We start from the raw sequence: 10,905 nt of genomic DNA, 5'->3' as shown, positions 1-10,905 counted from the left end.
GGATTTCCCTACCGGATGGTAATTGATGTTCCCTGATTGGGGAGTAGGGAAAATAGTCATTTAAATGCCGTTGTCCTTCATGCTGTGGGTGAAAACGAAATTGGGATATATTTTATAATATATGGTATAAGTATTTTTTGAAATACTACGATATTCTTTAGCTTTAAGTATTCCAAAATTTGAGGGGGTAAAAGCTCCTATATGTAGGTGTTCTTTAAAATCTACTGAGGATGTTCCTAGAGCTTTAAAAAGGCTCTCTTTAGCAGACCACATGATAAGAGTATGAATAATCTCATTTTTTGAATCTAAAAACTCTATTTCTTCTTTATTGAGAAATTTGGACTTGACTTTTAGTACTTTATCTGATATTTTTTCAACGTCAATGCCTATTGGATAGATTGGGTGAAATGCTAATGCGATACAATTTTCTGTATGGGAAATGGAGATATTTCCTGTTTTTCCTTTTAATACAGGTTTGCCATCAGGAGTATATTCAATCTTTGTTTCTGATTTGAATATTTTCTTTAGTAAAATTCTTGGTATTAACCATTCTTTTTTACGTTTTTCTAACTTTATATTATTTAAAGATTCTCTCCATTTCTCTGGGATACTTACATTTTTTAATAAAAATGAGATTTCTTCTTCTGGTTCCCAAAGAAAAATTTGTGTTCCATTTATCTTAATTTCTTCTATGAGAGGCATTGTTTTGATTATGAATTTTGAAAGTTTCAATAAGGTGGATGATGTCTGATTTTAAGTAATCTAATACGGGAGCTATAGAATCATTTCGGATTGGAAAATCAAAATAGAGGGCACCTCTAAAAAGGTATTTACTACTGTCTGTTATTGTAAATTGTATGGGGGTTGCAGTATTTCCTTGAAGCTGATATAAAGTTGCATATAGGTTGTTTATTGAGTCGGTGTAATTTTGAGCGGTTATTTGTTCTGCTTTTATACTATGTTGATAAACCAAACTTTTATTTTCATCTAATAATTGATAAATATTTTGAAGTTTGTTTGCTGGACGATAGCTACAATATAAAGTTGCATGATAGCGTGGATATATGATATTAATCCACTCGCTTACGATATGATTTGTGTCATTGACTGTATAGGCTGAAGCTGCTATTTCAAAGTTTATTGGCAAATTGGAATTTATAGATTGATAAGAAGAAGTGTCAGGATCAATACGAAAAAATGCATTAGGTTTTGGAATAACTTCTTGGCGACAACTAATTAAGGTTATGCAGATTAATATTAATGATAATATCCATAATGAATAGATATAGTGTTTTTTTTTGTTCGATCTTTTGATTTTCACGTATTCAAATTTATTTATTAATTTCTTTATCTGAATTTTCTTGAGGTGTTATTTTTACCTTAACTTTTATGATACGGCGTTTGTTCATTTCAAGTACAACAAAAGTATAAATTCCATAATTAATTTTTTCTTTAGCAATAGGAAAGTCTTGTTTTATTTCTAGAATAAGACCCGCTAAAGTTTCTGCTTCATCTGAAATTTCTACAAAATCACTTTCTGGTATTCCTGTTATTTTATAGAAGTCATTAAGTAAGGTTTTTCCTTCGAAAATATAAGTATTATTATCTATTTTAGTATATTGTTTTTCTTCTTCGTCGTATTCGTCGCTTATTTCTCCAACAATTTCCTCCAGTATATCTTCCATTGTAACGATACCTGATGTACCTCCAAATTCATCGACAACAATCGCCATATGTATTTTTCGAGAGCGAAATTCCTCTAATAGATCATCTATCATTTTCATCTCTGGGACAAAATATGGGTTTCTTAGTAGATTTTGCCAGTGGAAATTTTCGTCTCTATCTAAATATGGTAGTAGATCTTTTATATAGATGATTCCTTTAATATTGTCTTCATTTCCATCATATACAGGTAATCTGGAATAGCCGTTTTCGACAATATTTTTAATCAGATTTTTGAAGTTGGTTTTTATATCAATATCAGTCATGTCGATTCGGGAAGTCATAATTTCAGCGACTGTTTTTCCTCCAAATTTGATAATCCCTTCGAGCATTGCTTTTTCTTCATTAATATCGACTTTTGTCATTTCTAAAGCTTGAGAAAGTTCGTTCATCGATATATTTATATTTTTATGAGAAATATGTTTGTTTATGAGTTGTGTAGATTTTACTAAAAAGTTTCCTAATGGATAAAAAACTTTTTGGAGAATTTGCAATGTGTGGGATGCTTTGCGTGCAAATTTTAAAGCATTATGACTGGCATAAATTTTAGGCATTATTTCTCCAAATAGAAGTAATAGAAAAGTTAAGATTATCGTTTGAAAGATAAATCCTAAAATGGGTGTATTTGAAAAATCTATTATATTGTTGATAAAAAATGTACATAGCATAACTACTGCAACATTTACTAAGTTATTAGCAATGAGAATAGTTGCTAATAGATATTCTGAACGAGTTAATAGGGACTTGATAAGAATATCTTGTGGCTCTCTCTCTTCTTCCAATTCATTTATATCTTGTGGAGAGAGTGAAAAAAAAGCAATTTCAGAGGCTGAAATAAAAGCCGAAAATCCGAGAAATACAACCGCAAATATAAGCGTAATAATATCCCCTACAGAAGCAGGTGAAAAAGTCAAAGATGAAAATAGTAACGGTAAACTATCCGGGTCCAAAATATATGTATTAGTTAAACAATAGAGTAAATATCCATAATGCTATTTACCCAAAATATACGAATACTTTCATTCTCAAAAGAGTGAAAGTATTCGTATAGAACAACTTGTCCTATGCAAAGGTACTATTTTTTGTTAGAATGGCAAATCATCGATTTGATTATTTTCATCGAAAGAATTGCTTGATGTCGATTGTCCCGAAGACGTTGGTTGAGGATATGTGTTTTGAGCTGGGCCATAATTATTCCCAGAAATTGTGTTGGACTGGTCAGCACGTCTGCCAAGGAGTTCCATATTGTCGGCATAGATTTCTGTTGTATATCGTCGAATACCATTTTGGTCATCCCAAGATCGAGTACGTAATTTGCCTTCTATATATACCTGTGTTCCTTTTTTTACATATTGTTCTGTGATTTTAGCTAATCCTCTCCAAAGAACAATATTATGCCATTCCGTTTTGTCTGGAATTTGAATTCCAGCTGATGTTGTATATCCTCTTTCTGTAGTGGCTAATGTAAAACTGGCTACACATACATTATTATCAAGATATCTAATGTCTGGATCTTTTCCGACATTGCCAATCAGTATAACCTTATTTACAGACATGAATTAATGTTTTAAAAGTTTGTCTATCAAATTTACAAGAAATTCTGGTAATTTAATTTTTGGTTGATATAAATTAACTTATATTTTGTTTCGAATAGTTCTTTATCGAGAAGCTTTTAATCCACGAATTATGGCTGATGTAAAACCTGCATGTTCCATCTCATTTAGGCCTTTTATTGTAATGCCTCCTGGGGTGGTAACCTTATCAATTTCTTCTTCAGGATGAGATTGATTGTGTATAAGGAGTTCTGCAGCACCTTTTACTGTTTGTGAAACTATTTCTTTAGCTTGATGTGCATATAATCCCATTTCAATTCCACCTTCTATCGCTGCTCGTATATATCTTAAAGCAAATGCTGTACCACAAGAACCTAATGCTGTAGCTGCACCTATCAGACGTTCTTCTATAAGGATTGATTTGCCTAATTCATTAAATATGGATAGAATAAGCTCTTCTTGTTCTGTACTGGCATTATATGAGGCTATGGCAGTCATACTTTCTTTTATAGAGATAGCAGTATTTGGTATTACACGAAACATTGCAAGAGTCCCTTTGGTACATCTGAATAATTTGTCAAGGTATTCAAATGGGACACCAGCTACAACTGATACTATGATTTGTTTATTATTGATGTATGGAGCTATTTCTTTTGCAATTTTATCGATGAGCCAAGGTTTTACAGCTATAATAATAATATTGGCATTTTTTATTGCTTCCGAATTGTTTTTGGAAGTATTTATATCTTTATTAAAGCTTTTTATAGCATCTAAAGTTTTTTGAGTAGCTGCTGTTACAGTGATATCTGTTGTATTGATTAATACACTTTGGGCTAATCCTTTTGCGATTGCTCCACCCATATTACCAGCACCTATAATGGAGATTTTCATTGTATAATTTATTAAGAATTTGTAAAGATATTATTTTGGAATAGATTGATAATGAAATAAGAATATCATTATTCATAATTTTTTATATGTAAAGTGTTTTTAAATCAAAATATTTTTAAGCCTTGAGACAAATATATCAGCTTGTTCTTTTGTGAGGCAAAGTGGCGGTAATAATCTGATAACATTGGTTCCTGAAACTCCAGTGAAAACTTTCTGTTCAAACAATAATTTTGTGCGCAGTTCTTTTACTGGTTGTTCGAATTCTAGGCCTATCATTAAGCCTTGTCCTCTTACTTCTTTAATTTGAGGGATAGTTTTTAATTGTTTCATTAGATATTCTCCTACTTTGGCAGCATTGTTAATGAGATTTTCTTTTTCCATGATATTAAGAACTGCGATAGCGGCTGAGCAACCTAAATGATTCCCTCCAAAAGTAGTACCTAACATTCCGTATGAGGGAGTAAACATTGGGTTTATTAAAACTCCACCAATCGGAAATCCATTTCCCATACCTTTCGCGATTGTGATTAAGTCTGGGCGAATGTTACTATATTGGTGAGCAAAGAATTTTCCACTGCGTCCATATCCCGATTGTATTTCGTCAAGAATTAGTACTATGTTATTTTCGCTACATATTTCCCTTAAATCTTGCATGAAATCTATTTTAGGAATTTGTATGCCTCCTATGCCTTGTATGCCTTCGATAATTATAGCACAAACATCTCCTTTTACAACTTCTCTTTTTACAGCATTTACATCATTTAGAGGTAAGTAACTTACTTCAAACGTACCGTTAATAGGTGCAATAATTTTAGGGTTGTCGGTAACATTTACTGCTGCGGAGGTTCTTCCGTGGAAAGATTTTTTGAAAGCGATTACTTTTTTCTTTCCAGTATGGAATGATGCAAGTTTTAATGCATTTTCATTTGCTTCAGCTCCGGAGTTTATTAAAAAAAGAGAATAGTCATCGTACCCAGATTGTTTTCCTAATTTTTCTGCCAATTGAATTTGTAAACGGTTGATGACAGAATTCGAATAAAATATCAGTTTCTTGGCTTGTTCAGTAAGACATTCTGTAAAATATGGGTGTGTGTGACCTATAGATATTACTGCATGACCACCGTATAGGTCTAAATATTCATTGCCATTTATATCGTAAGTGTAACACCCTTTTCCTTTGATAATTTCGATATTGAATAAGGGATAAACATCAAATAAGTTCATTTTACTTTTTGATTTTAGTTATGAAATAATTATATGCAGATTAGCTTGTTACTGTGGATTAAAAAGCTGATGGCTTTAATCGTAAGCCAACAGTTTCTTCCAGTCCAAAAAGTAGGTTCATATTGTGAACAGCTTGGCCAGAAGCACCTTTTAATAAGTTATCTATCATTGAGACTATTAGTAATTTGTCATCATGCTTTTCGAGATAAATTAAACATTTATTAGTGTTTATTACTTGTTTGAGGTCTGGATTTTTATCTGTAATGAAAACGAATGAATGATCATCATAATATTCGTTATATATACGTTTTATTTCTTCTATGTTTATATTGCAGGCAAGATACGATGTTGCGAATATACCTCGTGAGAAATTTCCTCGTACTGGTATGAAATCAATGTCTGTATTGAAACTATTTTGTAACTGGTTCAAACTTTGCTTTATTTCTGCAAGATGTTGATGAGTGAATGGTTTATATATCGATATATTGTCATTTCTCCAACTAAAATGTGAAGTAGCTGATGGTTTTTGTCCTGCACCGGTTGAACCTGTAATAGCATTTACATGTATTGTGCTATTAAGTAAAAGGTTCTTGGCTAAAGGTAATAATGCTAGCTGTATTGCTGTTGCAAAACATCCGGGGTTAGCTATATGGGAAGCCTTTATTATGTGTTTTCTATTTAGTTCGGGGAGTCCATATATAAAGTTATGATTATCATTCTTGATACGATAATCCATAGAAAGGTCAATCACCTTTAATCTTTCGGGCAAAGGGTGATTTTCGATAAATTTTTTTGTATCGCCATGAGCAGTGCAAAAGAATAATACATCTATTTCATTTAGTGGTAACTGGTCTGTGAATATTAAATTTGTTTCTCCTAGCAGTCCAGCATGGACATCGGTGATTTTATTTCCGGCATTACTACTACTATTAACGAAAACAATTTCTACGTCGGGGTGGTTTATCAATATACGGATAAGCTCTCCGGCTGTATAACCTGCACCACCAATAATTCCAGCTTTAATCATATTTTATATAAAAACAGTAAAAAATTATATTACCGATAGAATTTTAATTCTATCGGTATTTATTTGTTATACTTTAATTATTTTTTATTCTTATTTTGTACAGAATAGTAAACTTTCATTTGGGTTCCTAATATTTTAGTAAACCCTTTCACATCATCAGCTGTCCAGGCTTTATTTACTTCTCCATATTCTCCAAAATCTGATTTCATTAAATCGAAGTCGCTTTCAACGCCAACTAAAACATAGTGATATGGTTTTAGATTTACGATTACTCGTCCAGTAACATTTTGTTGGGAGCTTTGTAAAAATGCTTCCATGTCCCGCATTACAGGTTCAAGATATTGCGCTTCATGTAAGAACATTCCATACCAGGTTCCTATTTGTTCTTTCCAATATTGTTGCCATTTGGTGAGAGTATGCTTTTCAAGCATTTTATGAGCGTTTATAATAATTATAGGGGCTGCGGCTTCAAATCCGACTCTCCCTTTTATACCGATGATGGTATCGCCGATATGCATATCTCGTCCAATTGCGTATTTTCCTGCTATTGTTTCTATTTCTTGTATGGCAGCAACTTTATTAGTGTATTTTTTGCCATTTACTGCTGCGATTTCCCCTGATTCAAAATCAATAGTAAGAATCTCTTCTCCTTTTGCGATCATTTGTGAAGGATAAGCTTCTTCGGGAAGAGTTTGGTTGCTTTTTAATGTTTCTTTTCCTCCTATGCTAGTTCCCCATAGACCTTTGTTTATGGAATATTCCATTTTTTTGAAATCAGCTTCAAACCCATGTTTTTTTAAATAATCAATTTCATATTCACGAGTAAGAGTCATATCTCTAGTAGGGGTCAATATTCTGATATTAGGTGCCAGGATTTGGAATGTAAGGTCAAACCGAACTTGGTCGTTTCCTGCTCCAGTACTTCCATGTGCAACATAATCGGCACCTATTTCTTTTGCATAATTGATAATAGCAATAGCTTGGAATATCCGTTCAGAACTTACAGATATAGGATAAGTTCCATTTCTGAGAACATTACCGAATATCATATACTTTATGCTTTTATTATAATATTCCTGAGTGATATCTAAGGAAACATGCTTGACTGCTCCTAGTTTATAAGCTTTTTCTTCAATGGACTTTAATTCATTTTTATCAAAACCTCCTGTATTTGCTATTGCTGTATAAAGTTCGTATCCACAATCTTCTGTCAGATATTTCGCACAAAATGATGTGTCGAGGCCGCCACTAAACGCTAGTACAACTTTTTCTTTTTTCATAATTGATGTATTTTAATCATTTAATAATCTTTTTATTTTTCGTTTTGCCCCTCGTCGTGTTTAGCATGCGGGTCAAAAAGCATTCCAGTGCAAAGACACATTCGTTTGTTGGTTCTTTGTAGTATATCGTAATTTACACAACTTTGACAACCTTTCCAGAATGCTTCATCGTCAGTAAGCTCAGAAAAAGTAACAGGGCGATATCCTAATTCGGAGTTAATTTTCATCACAGCCAAGCCAGTTGTTAGTCCGAATATTTTGGCATCGGGAAACATACTGCGAGAAAGATCGAAAACTTTTCGTTTTATTCTTTTTGCAAGACCGTGACCTCTATAATTTTCAACAACAATCAATCCTGAATTGGCGACAAATTTTTTATTACTCCAGCTTTCGATATATGCAAATCCTGCAAATTTGTCTCCATCCAAAGCAATGATGGCTTTACCTTCTAACATTTTTTGTTTTACATATTCTGGAGATCTTTTTGCAATACCGGTACCTCTTACTTTTGCTGCTTTCTCAATTGTATCGAGGATGATGTCTACGTATTTCAAGTGTTTCTCGCTTGCTACAATTACTTTAATTGTATCTTCCATTTTTCTTTCAAATAATGTTCTAATTTAATTGATGCGATTTTATTATTTTAGTTTGTTATCTTTTTATTTTTGAATTGCTGGAATAAATTCCGATAGTGCATTGATAACTTCTTGATGTGTGCTTTCTTCTCGAAGCACAAGCATAATTGTATCATCTCCAGCAATAGTTCCCAAAATTTCGTGAGGGCTATTGGTGTCTATATCGTAAGCTATCCCATTTGCATACCCAGGTCGTGTTTTTATAATAGCGATTTGTCCTGAAAATTCAATTGAAATAAATCCTGATGTAGATACTTGATATGTTGAGTTTATTTTAGATTGTATAATTTTGCCTATTCCCCCTGTTCCTGGCATAACATATATATATCCACCATCTGTATTAGGGATTTTAGCTATTTGCAATTGTTTTAAATCTCGGGATAATGTCGCTTGTGTTAATTTAAACCCTCTTGATATCAGTATTTTAAGTAAATCATCTTGGCTGCTGACACGAGTATTAATAATTATTTCTTTTATGGCTTGGAGCCTGTCTGCTTTATTTTTCATGAGTAAGCTGAGTTTTCAGTTTAGATACGCATATTTATTCTTTTCTTTTCGACAAAATTAGTTATAAAAATTACAAATAATGCATATATGCGGTATATTTATTGTAAATAAAGATTTGTTTAACAATATTTAAATATAAATATGTATATATAATGTATAAAAATGCAGAATATGCATTCTGTTATTTATACAAATTTATTTTGAATCTAGGTATATATTATTTTTGATTTGTGGTTATTTAATTATGGATAGAATGTTTGGTTTTTGTATTTAAGAGCTTCGGGTATGGCTTTTTTTAAAGCTTCAATTCTTGTGGCGTCAGAAGGGTGTGTACTTAGAAATTCAGGGGTAGAAGTCTTGTTGGTAGACATTCGTTGCCAGAAAGCTGGAGCCTTTTCAGGATTGTATCCGGCCATAGCCATGAATATGAGCCCCATGCGGTCACTTTCGGATTCTTGCCGTCTGGAATAAGGAAGCATAACCCCTACTTGTGTCCCGATTCCATATACAGTGGAGGCTATTTGTTGAATTTCTGTTTGTCTGTTTTGCATTAGGACATTAAGGGCAATACCTCCGTACTGTACCAGCATTTGTTGGCTTAGTCGTTCACTGCTGTGTTTGGCTACGGCATGAGCGATTTCGTGACCTAATACTACGGCCAATCCATCATCATCGAGAGTATAAAACAATATACCATCGTTCACAATAACCTTTCCTCCTGGAAGGCAGAAGGCATTAGGTGTTTTATCATTGACCAATACAAATTGCCACTGATAGGTATCTGCATCGGATCCCATTCCGTTGCTACGTAAATAAGTATCGACTGCAGTTACGATATTTGTTCCTACTCTTGTAATTTGTAAATACTGTTGTTGATTTGAGGATATTTTTGCAGTTTTCATGTAATCAGAAAAACTTTGATTACTTAAAGATAAAACTTCTGCGTCAGAGATGAGCGAAAGTTGACGTCTTCCAGTCAGAGGGACACTGTTGCAACTTGTTATAAATATGGCGATTAAGTTGAAATAAATAAAGGATTTCATTGTTTTATTTTTTTTCAATTAGATGTGTTATATCAGGTATTGCAGGGTAAGCAGTTTGGTCACTTGTACATGGGACAATAGATATATATCCGTTGGTCAATGCCCATTCATCTGTTTCTTTATTTTCTGGTTCAAGATTTACGAAGTGACCGGTTAGCCAATAGTAATCCTGTCCATGAGTATCTTTGCGGTGTTCATATTCTTCTGTCCAGTATCCTTTTGCTTGTTTACATATACGTGTCCCTTTTATTGGGCTCCCTGTTGGTATATTTACATTAAGGCATACGTTTTGAGGAAGCCCTTTTTCGAGAATAAGTTTACAAATCTTACGGACAATCTCACGACAAGGTGAGAAATCTGCTTCGGGATCGTGAGAACAAAGAGAAAATCCTATCGAAGGAATTCCAATGAGACAGCCTTCGAGTACAGCTCCCATAGTGCCAGAATATATGATACTAGCACCGGCATTAGAACCATGATTGATCCCGGACACAATTAAATCAGGTCGATGATTAAGAATTTGGTTTATAGATAACTTTATACAATCTACAGGTGTTCCATTGCTTTTAAAAGCTTTGTATTCGTTTTGATTTGAAATGCACTTTACCCGTAGAGGAAGTTCAGACGTAATGGCGCTTGACTGACCTGAGCGTGGTGAATCTGGAGCGACAACACAGATATCTCCTAAATCTTGAATCATACTGACCAATTCGTTTATTCCCTTTGCATAGATACCGTCGTCGTTGGTTACTAGGATTAGTGGATGTTTCTTGAATATTGTGGTATTTCCCATTTTGATTTGTATTTTAATTTGTAAAAACAAAAATACGAAAAAACGGGTATGTTTACTTTAATTTTTTAACGCCTGTTCAACATTAGTGCTAAATTACATAAAAGTCGATTTTGCCAAAAGAGATTTTCACTATCTTTGTACACAAAGTATGTGCGGCAGAATCACTTAAGGGTGGGTATGTTATCAACAATATTGATGATTTATCAACAATATTGTTATTTTCTTGGAAT

Annotated in this window: 12 protein-coding genes; all 12 read right to left on the bottom strand. The window is 33.2% G+C overall.

All coding sequences use genetic code 11. From position 1 onward, the window contains the following. Positions 1 to 60: 60 nt before the first annotated feature. Complete coding sequence (locus BN2628_RS00285) at positions 61 to 702, bottom strand: 4'-phosphopantetheinyl transferase family protein (protein ID WP_055095532.1); 642 nt, start codon at positions 700 to 702, stop codon at positions 61 to 63. Next, positions 680 to 1,321, bottom strand: a complete 642-nt coding sequence (locus BN2628_RS00280) for a gliding motility lipoprotein GldD (RefSeq protein ID WP_055095530.1) — start codon at positions 1,319 to 1,321, stop codon at positions 680 to 682. The genes BN2628_RS00285 and BN2628_RS00280 overlap by 23 nt, the downstream gene beginning before the upstream one ends. A 10-nt stretch (positions 1,322 to 1,331) precedes the next feature. Continuing rightward, the gene (gene gldE / locus BN2628_RS00275) at positions 1,332 to 2,672 is read right to left on the bottom strand and encodes a gliding motility-associated protein GldE (RefSeq protein ID WP_044231003.1); all 1,341 of its coding nucleotides are present in this window, start codon (positions 2,670 to 2,672) and stop codon (positions 1,332 to 1,334) included. 135 nt (positions 2,673 to 2,807) lie between these two features. Then, the gene (locus BN2628_RS00270; RefSeq protein ID WP_044231004.1) at positions 2,808 to 3,278 is read right to left on the bottom strand and encodes a single-stranded DNA-binding protein; all 471 of its coding nucleotides are present in this window, start codon (positions 3,276 to 3,278) and stop codon (positions 2,808 to 2,810) included. Positions 3,279 to 3,380: 102 nt separating this feature from the next. Then, complete coding sequence (gene proC / locus BN2628_RS00265) at positions 3,381 to 4,166, bottom strand: pyrroline-5-carboxylate reductase (protein ID WP_044231005.1); 786 nt, start codon at positions 4,164 to 4,166, stop codon at positions 3,381 to 3,383. Positions 4,167 to 4,265: 99 nt separating this feature from the next. Continuing rightward, entirely contained in the window at positions 4,266 to 5,390 is a 1,125-nt protein-coding gene (locus BN2628_RS00260; protein WP_044231006.1) for an aspartate aminotransferase family protein, read from the bottom strand. Positions 5,391 to 5,448: 58 nt separating this feature from the next. Next, positions 5,449 to 6,417 carry an N-acetyl-gamma-glutamyl-phosphate reductase gene (gene argC, locus BN2628_RS00255; protein WP_044231007.1) on the bottom strand — a complete coding sequence of 323 codons (969 nt, stop codon included), beginning with the start codon at positions 6,415 to 6,417 and terminating at the stop codon, positions 5,449 to 5,451. A gap of 77 nt (positions 6,418 to 6,494) precedes the next feature. Next, positions 6,495 to 7,697 (bottom strand): argininosuccinate synthase, encoded by a 1,203-nt coding sequence (locus tag BN2628_RS00250; protein ID WP_021929398.1) that lies wholly within the window; start codon positions 7,695 to 7,697, stop codon positions 6,495 to 6,497. Positions 7,698 to 7,729: 32 nt separating this feature from the next. Continuing rightward, positions 7,730 to 8,293, bottom strand: coding sequence for a GNAT family N-acetyltransferase (locus tag BN2628_RS00245; RefSeq protein WP_021929397.1), 564 nt, complete (start codon positions 8,291 to 8,293; stop codon positions 7,730 to 7,732). Between the two features lie 63 nt (positions 8,294 to 8,356). Next, positions 8,357 to 8,839 carry an arginine repressor gene (locus BN2628_RS00240; RefSeq protein ID WP_044231008.1) on the bottom strand — a complete coding sequence of 161 codons (483 nt, stop codon included), beginning with the start codon at positions 8,837 to 8,839 and terminating at the stop codon, positions 8,357 to 8,359. A 242-nt stretch (positions 8,840 to 9,081) separates the two neighbouring features. Then, positions 9,082 to 9,882, bottom strand: a complete 801-nt coding sequence (locus BN2628_RS00235; RefSeq protein WP_044231015.1) for a M48 family metallopeptidase — start codon at positions 9,880 to 9,882, stop codon at positions 9,082 to 9,084. Between the two features lie 4 nt (positions 9,883 to 9,886). Next, positions 9,887 to 10,675, bottom strand: coding sequence for a 5'/3'-nucleotidase SurE (surE, locus tag BN2628_RS00230; protein ID WP_044231009.1), 789 nt, complete (start codon positions 10,673 to 10,675; stop codon positions 9,887 to 9,889). Positions 10,676 to 10,905 lie beyond the last annotated feature (230 nt).

Origin of the sequence: Gabonia massiliensis (genome assembly GCF_001403595.1) — a bacterium.
Taxonomy (GTDB): domain Bacteria; phylum Bacteroidota; class Bacteroidia; order Bacteroidales; family Coprobacteraceae; genus Coprobacter; species Coprobacter secundus.
This window is presented reverse-complemented; position numbering and strand designations above follow the sequence as displayed.

Excerpts from the sequence above, each read along its gene's own strand:
- BN2628_RS00250 (WP_021929398.1), bottom strand. The coding sequence starts at position 7,697 with ATGAAAAAAGAAAAAGTTGTACTAGCGTTTAGTGGCGGCCTCGACACA.
- proC (WP_044231005.1), bottom strand. The coding sequence starts at position 4,166 with ATGAAAATCTCCATTATAGGTGCTGGTAATATGGGTGGAGCAATCGCA.
- BN2628_RS00260 (WP_044231006.1), bottom strand. The coding sequence starts at position 5,390 with ATGAACTTATTTGATGTTTATCCCTTATTCAATATCGAAATTATCAAA.
- BN2628_RS00235 (WP_044231015.1), bottom strand. The coding sequence starts at position 9,882 with ATGAAATCCTTTATTTATTTCAACTTAATCGCCATATTTATAACAAGT.
- BN2628_RS00285 (WP_055095532.1), bottom strand. The coding sequence starts at position 702 with ATGCCTCTCATAGAAGAAATTAAGATAAATGGAACACAAATTTTTCTT.
- surE (WP_044231009.1), bottom strand. The coding sequence starts at position 10,675 with ATGGGAAATACCACAATATTCAAGAAACATCCACTAATCCTAGTAACC.
- BN2628_RS00270 (WP_044231004.1), bottom strand. The coding sequence starts at position 3,278 with ATGTCTGTAAATAAGGTTATACTGATTGGCAATGTCGGAAAAGATCCA.
- BN2628_RS00240 (WP_044231008.1), bottom strand. The coding sequence starts at position 8,839 with ATGAAAAATAAAGCAGACAGGCTCCAAGCCATAAAAGAAATAATTATT.
- BN2628_RS00245 (WP_021929397.1), bottom strand. The coding sequence starts at position 8,293 with ATGGAAGATACAATTAAAGTAATTGTAGCAAGCGAGAAACACTTGAAA.
- argC (WP_044231007.1), bottom strand. The coding sequence starts at position 6,417 with ATGATTAAAGCTGGAATTATTGGTGGTGCAGGTTATACAGCCGGAGAG.